Genomic DNA, 20204 nt, shown 5'->3' with positions numbered 1-20204 from the left:
ACAATGAGATGATTGTTTTGAAAATGTGATGAGAAATGATTAATGAACTGTAGTTAGGCCTATCAGCTAAAAACATCCATACGGGTTGTGCAGGACCAGTTCATGAAGCGAGGTAACAAAATATTATGTTTTTTTATGGAAATCAATTATAAAAACAATACATTAATCGGCGCGATGTCAGTGAACTAGCGTTGCAATCAACATAAGTTAAATATGGTGGGTTTGCTCTTAAGTTCATAAGACACTCCCACTAACTGATAAATCAATACGTTAGGATTTCTGATCTCCCCTCTCGTTTCTTGCATTAGGTACAGAGTACATTCTCTTCATGTTGTTCTGAGGTGAGCATATCACCTCTGTTCAGGTGGCCAAATTCAGTGTGCCACTTCAGTATTGATCGGAAGGTCGTTAGTGAACACTCGCACGAAGCGAAATAATTTGCACTATTTTGAAAAGCCAACCTGTCGGTTTTTTTGTTATGCGCGCCATTCGCCACTCAGCGCTTTCTTCTGACAGCATGTTGCTTTAATGTAAAATATACTCAGCCTTCTCCGGAGAATCGAAATGGAACTTCGCCAGTTACGTTATTTTGTCCGTATTGTGGAAACCGGCAGTATGGGCAGCGCGGCGCTTGATCTCGACATCGGTGTCTCAGCGCTCAGTCAACAGATGACAAGGCTGGAAAATGAACTCGCCATTCGTCTGTTGCAACGAACCTCGCGTGGTGTAACGCCAACTAACTCGGGTCTGGCCTTTTACTCACAGGCACAGCTGGCGTTGCGTCATGCTGATGATGCCATTCTTGCTGCGCGCGATGCGCGTCTGTCCGGACACGTCAGCGTCGGTATGGCCCCCAGTACAGCCTCCGTCCTGGGTGTGCCGTTTATTCATGCCATGCGGGCACATTACGCCGACGTTCGCCTGCATGTGGTGGAAAGCCTGTCAGGTAATCTGGAACGGATGATCAACACCCGTCAGATTGATCTGGCCGTTGTTTTTCGGAAAGAAAAGCACCTGCGCTGGAGCGCCAGGCCAGTTCTCGAAGAGCAGCTTTTTCTGATTGGCACACATGATCTGCTGACGGATATTCCGGATGACACCATAACCCCTGCTCAACTGGCGAATATTCCCCTGATCATGCCAAGCTCAGGCCACGGCTTGCGCGGCCTACTGGAGGCTATTAGTCAGGAACACGGGCTGAAGGTTGATATCGCCACGGAAATTGACGGCCTGGCGTTACTGATGCGCGCCGTTGGCAGCGGACTCGGCGCAACATTACAACCCGGAGCAGCCATTTCGCATCTTGAGAGTGAATCATTAAGAGTGATCGGCATCCATAATCCCATACTCAGTCGCCCCAATTTTCTGGTCAGCCTATCGGACGATGAACTCCCACCCGCCGCTCTTGCAGCCCGCGTGATACTTACAAAAGTCATGCGTAAACTTGTTGAAATCGGCCATTGGCCGGGCGCAACCATTTACGCTCCCTAAACCCCCCTTTAGTTATTCGTTATAGCGCTTACACAACACATAAATATACACTTCATTTACAAATTTAACAGACAGTTAAAAGGTAGTGGAGTAGACGATGGTTGATGTACTGGTGATTGGCGGTGGTAATGCCGCGCTATGCGCCGCCTTAACCGCTCGTGAGGCAGGAGCTTCCGTGCTGCTGTTAGAGGCTGCGCCTAGGGAATGGCGCGGCGGGAATTCCCAACACACGCGCAATTTACGCTGTATGCACGATGCACCACAGGATGTGCTGGTCGAGAGTTATCCCGAAGAGGAATTCTGGCAGGATCTCTGGCGTGTCACCGAAGGCAATACCAATGAAGCGTTGGCGCGCTTGGTGATTCGAACCTCTTCCCAGTGTCGTGACTGGATGCGTAAGCATGGGGTTAATTTTCAGCCTCCGCTTTCCGGCGCGCTGCATGTGGCGCGCACCAATGCCTTCTTCATGGGCGGTGGTAAAGCCCTCGTGAACGCCTATTACCGCAGTGCAGAAAAGCTGGGGGTACAGATTCGCTACAGCACGCCGGTACAGGCGCTTGAATTGCACAACGGCAAATTCGTCGCAGCCCTGGCAGGTCACGAACGCATTGAGGCGAAAGCCTGCGTACTCGCCGCCGGCGGGTTTGAATCCAACCGTGAATGGCTACGCGACGCCTGGGGAGAGAACACTCGTGGCGAATGGCCAGCCGATAATTTCCTTATCCGCGGCACCCGCTTTAATCAGGGCGTATTGCTCAAATTTATGATCAATGCCGGGGCAGACATTATCGGTGATCCGTCTCAGTCCCACTGTGTGGCGATCGACGCACGGGCACCGTTGTACGACGGCGGAATTTGTACCCGCGTGGATTGTGTCTCACTGGGTGTGGTAGTCAACCGGGATGCAGAACGCTTTTACGATGAAGGGGAAGATTTTTGGCCGAAACGCTATGCCATCTGGGGACGACTGGTTGCCCACCAACCGGGGCAGATTGGCTACTCCATTATCGACAGCAAAGCGATCGGTCACTTTATGCCGCCAGTTTTCCCCGGCGCACAGGCCAATACGCTAAGAGATCTGGCCCGCCAGTTGGGGCTGGATCCCGAACACTTTACCCACACCGTGGAACACTACAATCAGGCCTGTCAGCTGGGTCAGTTTGATCACACTAAGCTGGACAACTGCGCGACGCAGGGCCTGACGCCACCGAAAACTCACTGGGCACGGCCTATTGATACCCCCCCCTACTACGGTTATGCCCTGCGACCAGGGATCACCTTTACCTATCTCGGACTGAAAGTGAATGAACACGCTGCGGTCCATTTCGCAGGCACGCCCAGCTGTAACCTTTTCGTTGCCGGTGAAATGATGGCTGGCAACGTACTGGGCAAGGGCTATACCGCCGGGGTCGGCATGTCCATTGGCACCACGTTTGGTCGCATCGCAGGTAAAGAAGCCGCGCAGGCAGCACGCAAGGAGGCGCATCATGAAGCAGCTTGAAAAGTTGATTATCGAGGCCAAAATTCTCACCGAACCAGAGGCTGAAGTCGAGCGGGTGATGCAGGTTTGTAACGCATGTCGCTACTGTGAAGGATTTTGCGCCGTGTTCCCGGCAATGACTCAACGACTGGAATTTGGCAAAGCCGACATTAACTATCTGGCAAACCTGTGCCATAACTGCGGCGCTTGCCTGCACGCCTGCCAGTATGCCCCACCCCATGAGTTTGCGATCAACGTGCCGAAAGCAATGGCGGAAGTGCGTCTGGAAACGTATCAACACTACGCGCAACCGGCGGCCTTCGGAGCGCTGTATCGCCAGGCTGGCGTTACCGTGACGCTGGCACTGGTCTTTAGTCTGATCCTCTTTTTACTCCTCGCGATGGGGCTGAAGGGATCGCTACTCCATCCGCCGCTGGCCGGTGATTTCTACCAAATCTTCCCGCACAACCTGCTGGCATGGATGTTTGGATCGGTTTTCATGCTGGCGATCGGTTTACTAATGGCAGGGGTGATCCGCTTCTGGCGCGAGATCTCTCCCGTCGGGCCGCGTCCGGTGGAAATTGCCGAAGCGTCGCACAACGCGCTGACGCTGAAATACCTCGATGGCGGACATGGAAAAGGCTGCAACGAGGCGGACGATGCTTTCACATTGATGCGTCGTCGTTTCCACCATTTCACCTTCTACGGCTTTATGCTCTGTTTCGCTGCGACCGTGGTGGCGACGGGTTACCACTACTTCGCCGGCTGGGAAGCCCCCTACCCGTTCTTCAGCGTGCCGGTCATGCTTGGCACGCTCGGAGGAATCGGTTTAATTGTCGGCCCGGCAGGCCTGCTGTGGTTAAACCTTAAGCGCTCGCCACTGCATGGCGACGCGCGACAGAAACCGATGGATCGCGGTTTTATTTTACTGCTGCTCCTGACCAGCCTGACCGGTATAGGTTTGCTGGCGGGAAGAGACACCTCATGGATGGGGATCCTGCTTGCCATCCATCTTGGCGTGGTCATGGCGCTTTTTTTGACCATTCCATACGGAAAATTTGCCCACGGATTTTACCGCTGCGCGTCTTTACTCAAATGGGCGATTGAGAAGCGACGTGGAAAACAGGCGGGGGTCGCAGGCGACTAACCCGCAAACTCTTACCTCTATACATAATTATGATAAGACAGTGGAGCAACTTCAATGACTCAACAACCATCGCGCGCTGGCACGTTCGGCGCAATACTGCGTGTGACCAGCGGTAATTTTCTCGAACAGTTCGATTTTTTCCTGTTTGGTTTTTACGCCACTTATATCGCAAAGACGTTTTTTCCTGCCGAAAGTGAGTTTGCCGCATTAATGCTTACTTTTGCCGTTTTTGGCTCCGGATTTTTAATGCGCCCTATCGGGGCCGTGGTGTTGGGCGCATATATCGACAGGATCGGCCGACGGAAAGGGCTGATGGTCACCCTGGCGATTATGGGCTGCGGCACGTTGCTCATCGCCCTCGTGCCGGGTTATCAGACTATCGGCCTGCTGGCTCCCGTGCTGGTCCTGGTGGGGCGTCTGCTACAGGGATTTTCTGCTGGCGTCGAACTGGGCGGCGTCTCTGTTTATCTTTCTGAGATCGCCACGCCAGGCAATAAAGGCTTTTACACCAGTTGGCAATCGGCCAGCCAGCAGGTGGCGATTGTCGTCGCAGCGCTGATCGGCTACGGTCTGAATGTCACGCTGGGACACGATGAAATCTCCGAATGGGGTTGGCGAATCCCGTTCTTCATTGGCTGCATGATTATTCCGCTGATTTTTGTTCTTCGACGTTCGCTACAGGAAACTGAAGCCTTTTTACAACGTAAACACCGTCCGGACACCCGGGAAATTTTTACCACCATTGCTAAAAACTGGCGCATCATCACCGCGGGTACCCTGCTGGTGGCGATGACGACCACGACCTTTTATTTTATTACTGTCTATACCCCCACTTACGGGAGAACGGTGTTGAACCTGAGCGCACGTGACAGCCTAGTAGTCACCATGCTGGTAGGGATTTCTAACTTCATCTGGCTGCCGATTGGCGGCGCTATCTCTGATCGGATCGGGCGACGCCCGGTGCTGATGGGCATCACCTTGCTCGCCCTCGTCACCACCTTGCCGGTGATGAACTGGCTTACCGCTGCCCCTGACTTCACCCGCATGACGCTGGTGCTGCTCTGGTTCTCGTTCTTTTTTGGCATGTATAACGGCGCGATGGTGGCGGCCCTGACTGAAGTGATGCCGGTTTATGTCCGAACTGTGGGTTTTTCGCTGGCCTTTAGTCTCGCCACGGCGATTTTCGGCGGCCTGACACCAGCCATCTCCACCGCATTGGTCCAGTTGACTGGAGATAAAAGTTCTCCTGGATGGTGGCTAATGTGCGCTGCGCTGTGCGGACTCGCTGCGACGACAATGCTGTTTGCTCGTCTCAGTAGTGGTTATCAGACAGTAGAGAATAAGCTCTGAAACGCAAGCAGGCAGAGAAATATCTCTGCCTGCTTTCTCCAGTGGGCCGTAAAACCGTGGCCACCGTGACACGGGAGTTACGTAACCGGGCTATATACCAACACTTCAGTGAGTTCGCCGGTGCATCGATGACTGGTTATGCCAGCAATGTTCAGAGGGAAGAATAATAATTGCGCAGGTAACGTAATATTCTCTTCAGAGATATATCATTTATGAATGAATAAGCTAAGTGCTAGTATCATCAAAATTTCGAATTTCATTTAATTTCGGCTATATTTATGCATGGAAGTATCGAATACCATGGTAATAATGATTTCAGTGCAAACATATCAGTTATTACTGATATCATTAAAACTCTTCGTATGATCATTGCTCGCTTATTACTTGCCTAGGTTAAATTTCAGACGGCTCAATCCATAAAATCGGTGACTGGGCTTAACGGAAATTCGATAAGATCCCGTCATGCAGTGGATTAACCACCTTTCACTCCATCGGTCCTGAAATCTGGCTTAAAAAACACTCATGAAAGCAGATTTTCCAGCCGTTTCTAAGTATTCCATTTGTCACCGGCGTTTCTTAATCGTTAATTATTGGCAAACGGTGCGTCCAAATCAACATCAACTCTCGCAGTTAATGCTTTCATGCTTTCATGCTTTCATGCTTTCATGCTTTCGCAGAAAATTGTCGGAACTGGAGCAATCTTCTGTGGGTTCTTTTTCATGTCGTTTTGAAGAAAAGTCAGAAACTGCGAAATCAGCGGGTCGTCCTAGTCTTCATCCTGTCGTGACATGATGACCTTACCACCTGCAAGCAAAGTGTAATGAATATACTCACCGAGCTTGAGATGCAAAGCATCGTGTATTACTGCCGGAATTGTCGTCTGACTACATTGATATGTCAGGATTTCGAATGCGATGGAAAAAGTTGAAGTAACACATGCTGTAAGAAAATGCTCATAAGATGGATACTCCCTGTTAGTTCATGAAGTTCTTTGCAGGTGAATTCACCATCACACTAAATAACATATATAAAACAATAAGATACTAGTCCACATTTTGTGAAGTAAATTTTTACTCAACATAAGTTAAATAGCCTACGATGGTAAACAACTTCATATCTCTCCATTGCCTCTCACGAAAGGAACTGGACACACTGATCGAGCACGAATTACAACTGATGCTGGCTGAAGGCTTTGACAAGTCCCCTATTTCCGCCAAGGCCCTGCATATTCGGCTCAAGGCAAAAGGTATCGTTAACGGTGGTTTAAGTACGCTGAGCAGCCTTGAGCGAAAACGCCTAATTGCTGCCTATGTTGATCAGCAACTTGGCCCGTTGAATCTACGCCCAAAAGAAAAACAGCAATACGTCAACCGCAAAACCCGTCAGGCCTTGCTGGCCAGAAACCAGCAGTTGCAGGCGGAAGTCAGTGAACTGCAAGACCAACTGGCGCAGAATACCCTATCGTTGATAGAAATTGTCAAAGCGGTAAAAATCAATACGGTTATTCCGGTGGAAAGTCTGTTGGCCAAACATGTAATTCGGGAGTTACACAAGTCGTCATAATGCTGGTTATAATTTTCGGCAAAGGGCATGGACGATTTCTTTCCGTCATTCTGTATATTGCTTACCTTCCCAAATTTCTCCAACCGTTAGTTGGAGAAATTAGATGAGTCGTAAATCATGAATAAACCCCTTGCTCTATTCGAAAAATGAGCATGGCAACTTTCAACACCCCATCTTCTGAGTCCATTATCTCAGAGGGCGTTTTCCACTGTAATGCTCTGTTTGGTTCATTGCACCAGTTTAATGCTGCACTTTCGTTACCTTCAAAAAGATCAATAGCCTTTTGAAGAACATCATTTTTTGTCAGCATGTTTTACACCTGAAGACGTTTTGAGTGCTTCGATAAGACTAAGTAGTTCAACGGCACGTTTAACTCTGCCGCCATCCGTCGAATCGTATCAATATCGGGGACATGGCGCCCTTTCTCATAATGATTCATACGACTGCTAGCCGATGCGGGATCAAAGCCAACATGAAGAATTGATAATTGCCGTGCCGAGCAGAGAAAATGAATTCCGGAAACTTTCTCTTGAGCAAGATAAAAGACATATTAAGATAAATGAAAAAATAAAAACACTGATTAGGATTGGTAATAAAAATATTACAATAAGGCAATGAATTTTAAAAAGGATTTGAAGTTTAATACAGTCATAAAAAAGAGAGGGCAAAGCCGACCCCGCCCTCTCCCTTCATGCACTGATAAGCCTCACTAATAGGAGTGTTAGCAGCGCGTACCACTATATGCTAGACCTGAAAAATATAATCTCAGTCAGTCCCAGATGCAACCTTTAACACTTCAACGCAACAAATTAAACAACGAATAGCCACAAACGTGTAGACAGTGCACTGATACGGATAAAAGTAACGCTCCTGAATTGCTCAATCAATGATATATACCCTGTTTTACTGACATATCTGACAGCGGGTGGACTTCCTTCAATTATTGATATAACACCATACGCACTACATCTGTCTCCACCAGAATATGAGGTGAAATTGTTGCGCACCGGTTAATCCGGGTGTACTGGTCAAACTGTTTTTACGGTGCGCCTGTTTTATAGCCTTCAGTTGCGCAATGCGTCGACTTCGCATGGTTTTCCTCATGACTGCCGCTTTACCATTGCGCAATTCACCGATGTAGTCGGTGCCCCCCGGAAAATCAAACGGTTCTGGTTGTTCTCTGTACTGCTTCAGGGCGTATAGCCCGATACCTCAGCAGACGGGTTTTCCCTGGAGCGAGGCCTCTGGGGTTCATAATTAATCGTACAGCCAAAGTACCAAGCGTTCGGCCGGCTGGGCGGCAGGCTGGGCTTGCTGGTCAGATTGTTCCAACACACATTAAGCATCTCCAGTCCGCTGGGCAGGCGGTCCGGCAGGCTGGTCAGCTGGTTATTACTCACATCAAGCACCTTCAGCCTGACGGGCAGCACCGGCAGATGGATCAGCTGGTTATTACTCACATTAAGCGTCCTCATATAGCCGGGCAGCTCCGGCAGGCTGCTCATGAGGTTAAAACGCACATCAAGCGTCACCAGCCCGGCGGGCAGCGCCGGCAGGCCGGACAGCTGATTATTACTCACATCAAGCATCACCAACCCGGTGGGCAGCACCGGCAGGCTGCACAGCCGGTTTCTACTCACATCAAGCTTCTCCAGACTGGCGGGCAGCACCGGCAGGCTGCAAAGATGGTTTTTACACAAATAAAGATGCTTCAGCCCGGCGGGCAGCACCGGCAGGCTGTCCAGCCCGTTTCTTCTCACATCAAGCTCCTCCAGCCCGGTGGGCAGCTCCAGCCCGGTGGACATGAAGAGATTGTTTCCACCCACATTAAGGTGCTTCAGCCCGGCGGGCAGGACAGGCAGGCTGCACAGCCGGTTTCTACTCACATCAAGCTTCTTCAGCCCGGCGGGCAGGACCGGCAGGCTGTCCAGCAAGTTTCTTCTCACATAAAGCTCCTCCAGCCCGGTGGGCAGGACCGGCAGGCTGCACAGCTGGTTTCCACTCACATCAAGCTTCTCCAGCCCGGCGGGCAGCTCCGGCAGGCTGGTCAGCATCAGATTTGCCAGTTCTAGTTCCAGTGCCGAAGCACTATTGCATGCTCTATTGTATATATATGCCTTCACCCTACTAAGAGCTTCTGCCCTGTATTCCCCGGGAGCATTCACCTTGGCCCAGGCACGCCATGCCGTTATCTGGGCCACCCAGTCCGGGACTTTATCGATATACTTCCGGAGCAGTTTACAGTGTGGTTTATCGCCAGTCAGAGTTACAGACAACGCTACTTTTGGCATACCTGGTATGTACATTGTCATGATGGGCTCATCGACGACGGACAGGTTCAGTAAGAGCCCTATCGGCGGGTCTTCCTTTTTGGCCGGGATGGTGTAAATATTGGGATTGTCTGTGGACTCGAAGCTCAGGAACATATTTGTCAGCTGATCACTTTTGGTCAAACATTGATCGTGAAGGAGGGAACGACAAACCATGTGGATGAAAGTTTCTTCGGATGCGTTGTGTAATATGGTTGTATAATCTGATGAGGATAAATCATCCCAGTTTTCTATCTTGCTGGTCTTGCTGGTCTTGCTGGTCTTGCTGGTCTTGCTGGTCTTGCTGGTCTTGCTGGTCTTGCTGGTCTTGCTGGTCTTGCTGGCTGCGATATCGTTTAATGAATTGTTTAATAAATCGGTTAATACATAGCCGATATGAAGACGGTTTGCTGTCTGGCTGGATTCATCGGGTGCCCAATATTCATTTTCATTGGGTTTAACATATACACCGGATGCACCGGATAAAGAAGTAGGCTGGAGCATGATACCTCACAAAAATGTGTTGATGAAAAGCCGGATTCTGTCCATATTCCCGTGAACCGGCTATCAAAATTCGCGCATTTTGCCAGGTATTCATGTGGTTAAAATTTATCTGGTGCGTTTCCGGTGGTTTTGCAGTTCACCAGCTACAATCGCTAGCAACGGCACATTTATACTCAACATAAGTTAAATCATATTGACTGTTAACTTACTTCATGAACCAAGATGCATCGTCAATGGCGGCTTAACATGGCGTCCTGTCTCATAATGATTCATACGACTGCTAGCCGATGCAGGGTCAAAGCCAACAAGGAGACCCAGAGAGCGCTGTGATAATCCCGCCCTGCATCTCGCTTCCTTAAGTCGCTCTGGTATCGGATTTTTTTCAGACACTGATTCATCTTCATTTGCCTCGAATGCTTAGAACGAAGAATGGAATGAATCGTATCATCATGTGACCCCGTAAATTTCTCGTTCAAGTCAGTTGCAACTCGAATTCGAATATCGTGAGGCAGGTGCCCCAGGTGGGGTAACTTCTGAATGACAAAAGCATAAAAGAAATCATTTAAAATGAGCGATATTTGATAGTTTTTCTCCGGTTTTAAAATAGTATCAGGTGAATCTTTATCCCGGCATTATCCGGGATAATATTCAGATTTCTGTTAATGTCAGTAATGGGTTCGATAAATTAAAAGGTGATTATTATGATGTCCGTTAATGGTGATGTCCACACTATAATACTCAGATCTTCTACTACAAATACTACAAAAGACCTGTACTATGATGGAAACAAGATGCCACTGGCGGGTGTCAAAGCCATACTTGATACAAGTACCGGAGGATTTTCCAGTTGGGTCAAAAAGTTATTATATGCTATTGCTCATTTGTTAGGAAGCGAAAAAATTCCGAACAATGAGAATATGCGGGAAGGCATGGAATATCTTAAGTTGATTTTTCAAAGCGCCATTCAGGAAGAGAAGTACAGATATGTCATCCGGGATGAGAGTGGCGAGGTTTATGTAGAAATAAACTTTGCCCCGGAAGCGAAACAGTTGTCCATCAGTTGTGCCGGGGGGAACGAATCAATATGTTGTACAGAAAAAGAGTTTACAAACGTTAAACAAAACCTCATAGAAAAATATTGTCCGAGAAATTACCAAACGTCCTATGATCTGGTTGCGAACAAGCTTTACAGGTATGACATTTTAGAAGAGCTGATGGCTTGCGACAACAGGGGTGAGAGCATTTTGTTCAGGGCTATGCGGGACGGGGATACAGATTTGATTGAAAGCCTTCACCTGTCCGAACTTACCGGTAAAGGCGGACTCACCTCCAGTAAGATGCTAAAATTATTGGAGACGTCAAGCGAAGGGGGTACCCCGGGTTTGTATATGGCCATGAAGAACGGACGCTATGACATGCTGGATACAATACTGGGCTTGCTCGCCAAACTGCCCGTTAATTATGACATTAACAAAAATGATGTACTGAGGTTACTGAAAGCAAAAAACTCTGATCCGAGATCTAATTCGATTGAAGGGTTGGAAATTGCCATGACGGAAGGACATGATAAAATACTGATAACGATGTTGGAAATGCTTCCCGACGTGGTCAAGAGGTTTGGAATTACCAATGATGAGATGCGGGATTTAATCAATCCACGTAGGGGTGATGATCGCGCTTTGAGCAAAGCCATGCTTAATGGGAAAGAAAACATAGTGACCGCTATGCAACGGTTACTCCCCGACCATGCCGAGAAATTACAACTCAGCAAAGAGGATGTCTTTAATATACTGTCTTCATTCAACGATAAAACTTCCCAAAACCCCTCGGGTTTATTTAAGGTCATGTCACATGGGAAGGTAAATATGCTGAAGTTCATGCTGGATAATCTCTGCGCGCTACCGGAGGAGGTATTTACCAAAGAGGATATTCTGGGTTTCCTGGCTGTAAGAAATGCGAATGGCATGACGGGGATGGCGCATGCTATGTCTTATGGTCATGTGGAAATAGTGAAGACCATGCTGGACCGTCTTTGCTCGATGAAGGGGGAGTTTAATATTACCAAAGACTATGTCCTCAATAATATACTGGCTTCAAAAAACGGCAACGGCTGGACAGGGATATCTTTAGCCATAGCGCACGGACATGTGGAAATACTGAAGACCATACTGGACGCGCTCCCCATGCTGAATGATAAGTTTGACATTACCGGCGCGGATATACAAAAGTTTCTGTTTGCAAAAATCGACGAAGACATCTCGGGTTGGACCAAAGGTATGGACAGAGGGAATAAGGACAAACTGATAAGCATGTACAAAATGCTGTTCGATAACATACTGATGGATAATAAGTCAGATATTCCTGTTGATTTGCTGAGGGAATTAAATATTGTCAGCCATATTGTATTGACAGAAACTGGAAAACCAAAAACAGACGAAATAGCAAGGCAGTCTGAAACCAGCCTCACCTACGGACAACTCCGGCAATGGAGTGATCTGAGTGTACGGCGGGCGGCCGGGAGTTTAGAGGAGTACTGTCAGAACCTAAACATTAATGTGGACACTGTCAAACCCTACCTGACCCCAGACGGGCTTACCCCCCTCGGCGAAGAGATGCGGGATGATGTAAAAGTGCCGGGGCTCACTGTTGTAGGGTAAGGCCCTGCACATCCCGTGGCCCCCTGCATGGCTATAGCATGGAAAGCGGAAGAAAAAGCGCAATGAGGTCGTAGGACGAACGGTTCGGGGAAGGCTGAAGAGTACGTTTCTGGTCCTGAAGACCGGATAAACCTTCATCGGTCCAACGTTTAAGCCACTTGTAGCTAGTGGCAGGAGAAATGCCGTAGTGACGGACCCTGTAAATAATTCTGTGTAACTGCCCACGATTAAAGGTGGCCGCTCAGGCGGTCACCGTATTCGATAATAAATTGTGTGATTCATAGACATCCTTTCAATTTTCTCAGCTCAAGTTCAAGCTGGTTATTCTGTTCCTGTATATGCTCCTCATTGGGCTGATAGTTTGCGTGAACGGCATCAGAGTATGGCGTTTTCTCAGCAAGTTCAAAGTAGCGCGCCATCGGAGTTATCAGCCACCCACAGCTGGTCAGGATGTTCTGCCACGAACTGACGATTCACACAGTCGCCTGCGGCAACGACTTTCCTGCTGACTGTAAACAGAACGACGGTCGGCGGTGAAATAACGGTCTTTGCCCTCACCTACGCCATGGCCCAGCGCCCGGCTCATGTCGTACATCACGTTAGTAGCCATCGCTTTCACGCGGGCATCCATTGCGGCGTCGTTCAAAACCATACCTCCCCAGCCGCAAATACCGGGTAACCTGATACTTCACAATAAGATTGGTGCGTGGATGATAGATTGCCAAATAATAATCCATCAAGAAATAATGACAACAAAAAAACATCAAGCATTCCTAATGTTATTTGGCCATATAAAACATTAATAACTCTTGACCTTTCCTGACATTTTCCATATTCGCAATCATATTCTGTTTAGACGTTGTTTATAAACATCATGCATAATGAAATCGTCATGTTATTTGGCGATATAAAAAAGTCTTTGAAAATACTCTCTACAACAAGTGCAGTTATAAGCTTGTTGTGACTGAGCGTCCTTGTGATTTAAAGATATTATCGTTCTTCATCAGATGTAATAACTCAGGAAATTATATTTTCAGGGTGACAGGCTAATCAAGAATGATTCTTTTTTATAAACAATAACCGAATGACTGAATTGTTATATTTCTTTATTCAGCTGCTTAAATATAAACTTTGGAGAATTATGAAACTCAAACATGTCGGAATGATTGTCGTTTCTGTGTTGGCGATGTCTTCGGCTGCGGTTAACGCAGCCGAAGGTGATGAGTCAGTTGCGACCACCGTAAATGGCGGTGTTATTCATTTTAAAGGTGAAGTGGTAAATGCAGCTTGTGCGATTGACTCAGAATCAATGAACCAAACGGTTGAGCTGGGTCAGGTCCGTTCTTCTCGCCTGGCTAAAGCGGGTGACCTCAGTAGCGCTGTAGGCTTCAATATCAAGCTGAATGATTGTGATACCAATGTTTCCAGTAATGCGGCTGTTGCATTCCTTGGGACTACTGTCACCAGTAATGACGATACGTTGGCGCTTCAGAGTTCAGCGGCAGGCTCTGCCCAGAATGTCGGTATCCAAATTTTGGACCGTACGGGGGAGGTATTAATACTGGATGGGGCAACTTTTAGCGCTAAAACTGACTTGATTGATGGCACGAATATACTGCCATTCCAGGCTCGTTATATTGCCCTCGGGCAGTCAGTGGCCGGTACTGCAAATGCAGATGCGACCTTCAAAGTCCAATACCTATAATTGAGTATTCAGGTGGCTATACGTCATCTGAAATTGAAACAGGGTGTGTGTGGCATGGCTACTCACACCCGAAAAAATTCATCAATGTTTATCTCATTATTACTAAGGAATGACTTATATTTTGGAACGATATGAAAAAATCATAGAGTATCTAAACGATTAATAAACAAGACAGTTAAATTTACTGTGATTTTAAAAATCACTTTGAAGACAATTTTTATTTCAATAGAGAACCAAATTTTATTACCAGCGCATTAAGTCTGGAAACCCGGCCATCCGCCATAGCATTAGCAATATTTACCATTTTCTGATGTGACGGTTTCCCCCGCTTAGCCTATCAACACATGGAGAACACATCAGATGCAGACGACTCGTACGCCCTACTCTGTTTCTTTTATGGCGACAGTATTACTTTCATTGGTCTTTCTTTGCCATAGTACCATTGCCAATGCAGCGGTAGCTCTAGGTGCAACTCGTGTAATCTTTCCAGCAAATCAGAAACAGGTTTTATTGCCTGTCACGAATAATGATCCTGCCAGTGTCTATCTTATTCAGTCATGGATAGAAAATGCAGGTGACCAAAAAGACACCCAGTTTGTCATTACCCCACCGCTTTTTTCCATGCAAGGTAAAAAAGAGAATACGCTGCGGATAATCAACGCCACTAATCATCAGTTACCAGGCGACCGTGAAAGCCTGTTCTGGGTTAATGTCAAAGCTATTCCTGCTATGGAAAAAGACCAGAAGAATGAGAATACATTACAGCTGGCAATTATTAGCCGCATAAAAATGTTTTATCGCCCTACGAACCTGGCAATAGCACCTGATGAAGCGCCTGCAATGCTTCGGTTTCGTCTCAGCGGTAGCAAACTTACTCTTATTAATCCAACGCCCTACTTCATTACCGTAACGAATATGAAAGCAGGAAATAGCAATCTCCCAAACACCATGGTGCCGCCAAAAGGTGAAGTATCGGTGGATATCCCGCATGCCGCATCCGGAGATATCAGTTTTCAGACGATCAATGATTACGGTGCATTAACTCCGCGTATTAAGGCAACCATGCAGTAAGCCAGTGACCTAATTAGTAATAAACTCAATCGGAATTAATAATGACAGCCTTTCGTGCCGCATTTAAGGCATATCGTATGCATCAGGTGTTAATACTGCCTCACTTTGCACAGCTTACCTTTGCCCTTGGCTTAGCAACTGCGGTTTTTCCCGTTGACGCAGAGTATTATTTTAATCCACGGTTTTTAAGCAATGATCTTGCTGAGTCTGTTGATTTATCTGCCTTTGCTAAGGGACGCGAGGCACCACCTGGTACATATCGGGTCGATATTTATTTGAACGACGAATTTATGACCACTCGGGATGTTACTTTTGTTGCAGATGATAATAACGCAGATCTCACCCCATGTCTGAGTACAGACCTTCTTGTCAGTCTTGGCATAAAAAAATCAGCGCTATTAGCCAATAAGGGCCATTTGGCAGAAAAAAATGTGCCGGATAACAACGCATGTACACCACTTCAGGATCGTTTGGCCGACGCATCTACTGAGTTTGATGTTGGTCAGCAACATCTGTCGCTCTCCGTTCCGCAGATTTATGTCGGCAGAATGGCCCGTGGTTATGTCTCTCCTGACCTGTGGGAAGAAGGAATAAACGCAGGCCTACTGAACTATAGTTTTAACGGTAATGCTATTAATAATCGTAGTAACCATAATGCAGGAAAATCCAACTATGCATATTTGAATTTACAGAGTGGCATCAACATTGGCAGTTGGCGACTACGTGATAACTCAACGTGGAGTTATAACAGTGGGAGTAGCAATTCATCTGACAGCAATAAATGGCAGCATATCAATACGTCGGCTGAACGTGACATTATTCCCTTACGCTCACGGTTAACGGTGGGTGATAGTTATACCGATGGCGATATTTTTGAAAGTGTGAACTTTCGTGGCCTTAAAATAAACTCAACGGAAGCGATGTTGCCCGATAGCCAACATGGTTTTGCTCCGGTGATTCATGGTATAGCCCGTGGCACAGCCCAAGTCAGTGTTAAACAGAACGGATACGATGTTTATCAGACTACGGTCCCTCCCGGTCCTTTTACTATTGATGATATTAACTCTGCGGCTAATGGCGGTGATCTGCAAGTTACGATAAAAGAGGCAGACGGCAGTATTCAGACTTTATATGTCCCTTATTCATCTGTCCCGGTTCTCCAACGTGCTGGTTATACGCGTTATGCACTTACCTTGGGAGAATATCGTAGTGGAAATAACCTGCAAAGCTCCCCCAAATTCATTCAGGGCAGCGTAATGCATGGTCTGGAGGGAAACTGGACACCTTATGGCGGGATGCAAATTGCAGAAGATTATCAAGCTTTCAACGTGGGTATTGGTAAAGATCTTGGCCTTTTAGGTGCCTTTTCTGTCGATATCACGCAAGCCAATACGACACTTGCGGATGATACTCGTCGCAGCGGACAATCGGTAAAATCTGTTTACAGTAAATCTTTCTATCAGACGGGAACGAATATCCAGGTCGCAGGATATCGATATTCTACGCAAGGATTTTATAACTTATCTGACAGTGCATACAGTCGAATGAGTGGTTACACCGTCAAGCCTCCGACCGTAGACACCAATGAACAGATACAATTTATTGATTATTTTAATCTGTACTATAGTAAGCGTGGTCAGGAACAAATAAGTATTTCCCAGCAGCTTGGAAATTACGGTACGACCTTTTTCAGTGCCAGTCGCCAAAGTTACTGGAACACGTCACGCAGCGATCAGCAAATATCATTCGGGTTAAATGTACCGTTTGGCGATATTACGACTTCGCTGAATTACAGCTATTCCAGTAATATATGGCAAAACGATCGGGATCATTTACTCGCTTTTACACTTAATGTTCCCTTCAGTCATTGGATGCGTACAGACAGTCAGTCGGCATTTCGTAATTCAAACGCTAGTTATAGCATGTCAAACGATTTGAAAGGCGGTATGACCAATCTATCTGGGGTTTATGGCACACTGCTGCCGGATAATAACCTGAATTATAGTGTTCAGGTCGGTAATACCCGCGGAGGTAATGCATCATCTGGCACCAGTGGTTACAGTTCTCTTAATTATCGAGGGGCTTACGGTAATACTAATGTCGGTTACAGTCGTAATGGCGATAGCAACCAGTTTTACTACGGAATGAGTGGTGGAATTATTGCTCATGCTGATGGTGTCACCTTTGGACAGCCGATGGGCGACACTATGGTTCTGGTTAAGGCTCCTGGCGCGGAGAATGTTAAAATAGAGAACCAGACAGGAATACATACAGACTGGCGTGGCTATGCAATATTACCATTTGCGACAGAATATAGAGAAAATCGTGTCGCTCTTAACGCTAATTCCCTTGCCGATAATGTTGAACTGGATGAAACCGTTGTCACGGTCATCCCTACTCATGGTGCTATTGCCAGAGCAACATTTAATGCACAAATCGGCGGTAAAGTATTAATGACTCTGAAATACGGCAATAAACCAGTTCCATTCGGTGCAATTGTGACTCACGGTGACAATAACAATGGCAGCATTGTTGCTGAAAATGGTCAGGTCTATCTGACAGGACTTCCACAATCAGGAAAATTACAGGTTTCATGGGGCAACAATGCAAACGCTAAATGTATTGTTAATTACAAGCTTCCTGAAGTCTCTCCTGGGAACTTACTGAGTCAGCAAACAGTAGCCTGTCGCTAAGGAACACTAGATTATGAAACACAATAGCATTATTTTCCTCGGTTTATGTCTGGGGTTAACCACCTATTCTGCTTTATCTGCAGATAGCGTTATTAAAATTAGCGGGCGCGTCCTGGATTATGGCTGCACAGTTTCATCTGATTCGCTTAATTTTACCGTAGACCTACAAAAACACAGTGCCAGGCAATTCCCAACGACTGGAAGCACAAGTCCAACCGTTCCTTTCCAGATTACGTTAAGTGAATGTAGCAAAGGGACAACAGGGGTTCGGGTTGCATTTAGCGGGATAGAGGATTTAGAAAATAATACTCTGCTGAAACTGGATGAAGGAAGCAATTCTGCTTCCGGTTTGGGTATTGAAATTCTGGACGGAAATATGCGCCCAGTAAAATTAAATGACCTTCATACCGGAATGCAGTGGATCCCTCTGACTCCTGATCAGGATAATATTTTGCCTTACTCGGCCCGTTTGAAGTCAACACAAAAGTCCGTCAATCCAGGTCTGGTTAGCGCTTCGGCAACATTTACCCTTGAATTTCAATAATCAGAGTGAGATATGAATAGAACTTTCCAAAGATTTCTGTTGGCTACGCTCTGTGCGCTATTTTCAGCAACTCTCCAGGCCGCTGATGTCACTATCACTGTTAATGGTCGGGTAGTTGCTAAACCCTGCACTATTCAAACCAAAGAGGCTAGCGTTAATCTCGGGGATCTTTATACACGCAATCTGCAACAACCTGGTTCTGCATCTGGCTGGCACAATATTACTTTATCATTAACCGATTGTCCGATTGAAACAAGTGCAGTGACGGCAATCGTAACAGGTTCAACTGACAATACGGGTTATTACAAAAATGAAGGTAGTGCCGAAAATACTCAGATAGAGCTGAGGGATGACCAGGATGCTGCGTTAAAAAATGGCGATAGCAAAACGGTTATTGTTGATGAGATCACACGTAATGCACAGTTTCCACTTAAGGCAAGAGCTATCACGGTGAATGGAAACGCAAGCCAGGGAACGATCGAGGCGCTAATCAATGTGATCTATACCTGGCAATAACATCGATTCGATTTTATAAGCCTCTTTTTTAAATCAATTTTTAACCTAAGGATTTATCATGGGAAAAAAAATTAGTATAAATGTCCTGTTCAGTATTTATTTTCTTTTGATGGCAGGTAAAGTCTTCGCCTTCAGTTGTAATGTTGATGGTGGGTCAAGTATTGGCGCAGGTACAACTTCTGTGTATGTTAATCTCGATCCTGTCATTCAACCAGGTCAGAATCTGGTTGTAGATTTGTCTCAGCATATAAGTTGCTGGAATGATTACGGCGGCTGGTACGACACAGATCATATTAACTTAGTACAAGGCTCAGCTTTCGCAGGCTCCCTACAGTCATATAAAGGATCGCTGTACTGGAATAATGTGACCTACCCCTTTCCGTTGACGACAAATACCAACGTGCTGGATATTGGTGATAAGACACCGATGCCCTTACCGTTAAAACTCTATATTACCCCTGTCGGGGCGGCCGGTGGCGTTGTCATAAACGCGGGAGAAGTTATTGCTCGCATTCATATGTATAAAATTGCAACGTTAGGAAGTGGAAATCCGCGTAACTTTACATGGAATATTATTTCAAATAACAGTGTTGTTATGCCAACGGGCGGCTGTACCGTTGATAGTCGTAATGTCACAGTGAGTCTCCCGGACTTTCCTGGAAGCGCAGAAATACCCTTGGGCGTATATTGCTCAAGTGAGCAAAAGCTCTCATTTTATCTTTCGGGCGCTACCACTGACAGTGCCCGACAAGTGTTTGCTAATACCGCACCTGACGCAACAAAAGCATCAGGAGTCGGTGTCTCCCTGATGCGTAATAGAAAAATACTGGCTACGGGAGAAAATGTCTCCCTGGGAACTGTAAATAAAAGCAAAGTACCCCTGGGCTTAAGTGCAACTTATGGACAGACAGGAAGCAAGGTCGCAGCTGGAGCAGTACAGTCAGTCATTGGCGTTACATTTATCTATGAATAATTGTGATGTTGACCCTGTTATACTTTAGGTTGTGCTTTCCATTCACTAAAATTACGCGGATAATTCTTTCCTGAAAGAAATTATCCTACACCTGTAAGAAAATCCGCGCACAATTGAAGTCAGAGTCTTATTTTATATATTGAAAAGTATGTTAACTTAAAGACTATGAGAGATGATGCTTAACTTATCGCATTTATACTA

15 protein-coding genes and 4 pseudogenes are annotated in these 20204 nt (G+C 46.6%); 12 read left to right on the top strand and 7 right to left on the bottom strand.

What is annotated here, in order from left to right; translation table 11 throughout:
- Positions 1-564: 564 nt before the first annotated feature.
- From tcuR to AACU19_RS21080, 4 genes are all read left to right on the top strand, one after another.
- On the top strand, positions 565-1491 hold the full coding sequence (gene tcuR, locus AACU19_RS21095; RefSeq protein ID WP_050153619.1) for a tricarballylate utilization LysR family transcriptional regulator TcuR: 927 nt from the start codon (positions 565-567) through the stop codon (positions 1489-1491).
- 97 nt (positions 1492-1588) lie between these two features.
- Positions 1589-2992 (top strand): FAD-dependent tricarballylate dehydrogenase TcuA, encoded by a 1404-nt coding sequence (gene tcuA, locus AACU19_RS21090; protein WP_050153618.1) that lies wholly within the window; start codon positions 1589-1591, stop codon positions 2990-2992.
- Positions 2979-4118, top strand: a complete 1140-nt coding sequence (gene tcuB, locus AACU19_RS21085; protein WP_105278497.1) for a tricarballylate utilization 4Fe-4S protein TcuB — start codon at positions 2979-2981, stop codon at positions 4116-4118. Before tcuA ends, tcuB begins: the two co-directional genes overlap by 14 nt.
- 54 nt (positions 4119-4172) lie before the next feature.
- The gene (locus AACU19_RS21080) at positions 4173-5468 is read left to right on the top strand and encodes an MFS transporter (protein WP_000193886.1); all 1296 of its coding nucleotides are present in this window, start codon (positions 4173-4175) and stop codon (positions 5466-5468) included.
- Between the two features lie 766 nt (positions 5469-6234).
- Here AACU19_RS21080 and AACU19_RS23775 read toward each other — a convergent pair.
- Complete coding sequence (locus tag AACU19_RS23775) at positions 6235-6369, bottom strand: type II toxin-antitoxin system PrlF family antitoxin (RefSeq protein WP_445236466.1); 135 nt, start codon at positions 6367-6369, stop codon at positions 6235-6237.
- A 275-nt stretch (positions 6370-6644) separates the two neighbouring features.
- Here AACU19_RS23775 and AACU19_RS21075 point away from each other — a divergent pair, with 275 nt between their 5' ends.
- Complete coding sequence (locus AACU19_RS21075) at positions 6645-7031, top strand: hypothetical protein (protein ID WP_105278496.1); 387 nt, start codon at positions 6645-6647, stop codon at positions 7029-7031.
- Positions 7032-7146: 115 nt separating this feature from the next.
- Here the strand turns inward: AACU19_RS21075 and AACU19_RS21070 are convergent, their stop codons facing one another.
- The 3 genes and pseudogenes from AACU19_RS21070 to AACU19_RS21060 all read right to left on the bottom strand — a co-directional run.
- Entirely contained in the window at positions 7147-7341 is a 195-nt protein-coding gene (locus tag AACU19_RS21070; RefSeq protein WP_105278495.1) for an MbcA/ParS/Xre antitoxin family protein, read from the bottom strand.
- Between the two features lie 880 nt (positions 7342-8221).
- Positions 8222-9844 (bottom strand): hypothetical protein, encoded by a 1623-nt coding sequence (locus AACU19_RS21065; protein WP_105278494.1) that lies wholly within the window; start codon positions 9842-9844, stop codon positions 8222-8224.
- Positions 9845-10087: 243 nt separating this feature from the next.
- A pseudogene (locus AACU19_RS21060) lies at positions 10088-10234 on the bottom strand (helix-turn-helix domain-containing protein); the annotation flags it as partial.
- 311 nt (positions 10235-10545) lie between these two features.
- On the opposite strand from AACU19_RS21060, the gene AACU19_RS21055 reads away from it, so the two are divergent.
- A complete protein-coding gene (locus AACU19_RS21055) occupies positions 10546-12501 on the top strand; it encodes an ankyrin repeat domain-containing protein (protein ID WP_105278493.1) in 1956 nt (651 codons plus the stop codon).
- 55 nt (positions 12502-12556) lie between these two features.
- Here AACU19_RS21055 and AACU19_RS21050 read toward each other — a convergent pair.
- From AACU19_RS21050 to AACU19_RS21040, 3 pseudogenes are all read right to left on the bottom strand, one after another.
- A pseudogene (locus AACU19_RS21050) lies at positions 12557-12694 on the bottom strand (helix-turn-helix domain-containing protein); the annotation flags it as partial.
- A gap of 85 nt (positions 12695-12779) precedes the next feature.
- Positions 12780-12926: pseudogene (locus AACU19_RS21045) on the bottom strand (IS481 family transposase); the annotation flags it as partial.
- A gap of 89 nt (positions 12927-13015) precedes the next feature.
- Positions 13016-13186: pseudogene (locus tag AACU19_RS21040) on the bottom strand (alpha/beta hydrolase); the annotation flags it as partial.
- A gap of 456 nt (positions 13187-13642) precedes the next feature.
- Here AACU19_RS21040 and fimA point away from each other — a divergent pair.
- The 6 genes from fimA to AACU19_RS21010 all read left to right on the top strand — a co-directional run bounded on the left by fimA (position 13643) and on the right by AACU19_RS21010 (position 20003).
- Positions 13643-14206 (top strand): type 1 fimbrial major subunit FimA, encoded by a 564-nt coding sequence (gene fimA / locus AACU19_RS21035; RefSeq protein WP_024218640.1) that lies wholly within the window; start codon positions 13643-13645, stop codon positions 14204-14206.
- Positions 14207-14566: 360 nt separating this feature from the next.
- Positions 14567-15277: a fimbria/pilus periplasmic chaperone gene (locus AACU19_RS21030; RefSeq protein ID WP_105278492.1), complete on the top strand. Its 711-nt coding sequence runs from the start codon at positions 14567-14569 to the stop codon at positions 15275-15277.
- 41 nt (positions 15278-15318) lie between these two features.
- Positions 15319-17970 (top strand): fimbria/pilus outer membrane usher protein, encoded by a 2652-nt coding sequence (locus tag AACU19_RS21025; protein WP_105278491.1) that lies wholly within the window; start codon positions 15319-15321, stop codon positions 17968-17970.
- 13 nt (positions 17971-17983) lie between these two features.
- Positions 17984-18514, top strand: coding sequence for a fimbrial protein (locus tag AACU19_RS21020; RefSeq protein WP_000682252.1), 531 nt, complete (start codon positions 17984-17986; stop codon positions 18512-18514).
- Positions 18515-18526: 12 nt separating this feature from the next.
- Complete coding sequence (locus AACU19_RS21015) at positions 18527-19030, top strand: fimbrial protein (RefSeq protein ID WP_105278490.1); 504 nt, start codon at positions 18527-18529, stop codon at positions 19028-19030.
- A gap of 58 nt (positions 19031-19088) precedes the next feature.
- A complete protein-coding gene (locus AACU19_RS21010) occupies positions 19089-20003 on the top strand; it encodes a fimbrial protein (RefSeq protein ID WP_039021850.1) in 915 nt (304 codons plus the stop codon).
- The last annotated feature ends 201 nt before the right edge of the window (positions 20004-20204 follow it).

This window comes from Escherichia sp. MOD1-EC4550, from assembly GCF_963876935.1.
Classification (GTDB): domain Bacteria; phylum Pseudomonadota; class Gammaproteobacteria; order Enterobacterales; family Enterobacteriaceae; genus Escherichia; species Escherichia coli_F.
The sequence above is the reverse complement of the archived record's forward strand: the minus strand, read 5'-3'. Positions and strand labels throughout refer to the sequence as shown.

What these genes read in the sequence shown, in the direction of transcription:
- tcuB (WP_105278497.1), top strand. Translation starts at nt 2,979, where the DNA reads ATGAAGCAGCTTGAAAAGTTGATTATCGAGGCCAAAATTCTCACCGAA.
- AACU19_RS21025 (WP_105278491.1), top strand. Translation starts at nt 15,319, where the DNA reads ATGACAGCCTTTCGTGCCGCATTTAAGGCATATCGTATGCATCAGGTG.
- fimA (WP_024218640.1), top strand. Translation starts at nt 13,643, where the DNA reads ATGAAACTCAAACATGTCGGAATGATTGTCGTTTCTGTGTTGGCGATG.
- AACU19_RS21020 (WP_000682252.1), top strand. Translation starts at nt 17,984, where the DNA reads ATGAAACACAATAGCATTATTTTCCTCGGTTTATGTCTGGGGTTAACC.
- AACU19_RS21015 (WP_105278490.1), top strand. Translation starts at nt 18,527, where the DNA reads ATGAATAGAACTTTCCAAAGATTTCTGTTGGCTACGCTCTGTGCGCTA.
- tcuR (WP_050153619.1), top strand. Translation starts at nt 565, where the DNA reads ATGGAACTTCGCCAGTTACGTTATTTTGTCCGTATTGTGGAAACCGGC.
- tcuA (WP_050153618.1), top strand. Translation starts at nt 1,589, where the DNA reads ATGGTTGATGTACTGGTGATTGGCGGTGGTAATGCCGCGCTATGCGCC.
- AACU19_RS21055 (WP_105278493.1), top strand. Translation starts at nt 10,546, where the DNA reads ATGATGTCCGTTAATGGTGATGTCCACACTATAATACTCAGATCTTCT.
- AACU19_RS21080 (WP_000193886.1), top strand. Translation starts at nt 4,173, where the DNA reads ATGACTCAACAACCATCGCGCGCTGGCACGTTCGGCGCAATACTGCGT.
- AACU19_RS21030 (WP_105278492.1), top strand. Translation starts at nt 14,567, where the DNA reads ATGCAGACGACTCGTACGCCCTACTCTGTTTCTTTTATGGCGACAGTA.
- AACU19_RS21070 (WP_105278495.1), bottom strand. Translation starts at nt 7,341, where the DNA reads ATGCTGACAAAAAATGATGTTCTTCAAAAGGCTATTGATCTTTTTGAA.
- AACU19_RS21010 (WP_039021850.1), top strand. Translation starts at nt 19,089, where the DNA reads ATGGGAAAAAAAATTAGTATAAATGTCCTGTTCAGTATTTATTTTCTT.
- AACU19_RS21075 (WP_105278496.1), top strand. Translation starts at nt 6,645, where the DNA reads ATGCTGGCTGAAGGCTTTGACAAGTCCCCTATTTCCGCCAAGGCCCTG.
- AACU19_RS21065 (WP_105278494.1), bottom strand. Translation starts at nt 9,844, where the DNA reads ATGCTCCAGCCTACTTCTTTATCCGGTGCATCCGGTGTATATGTTAAA.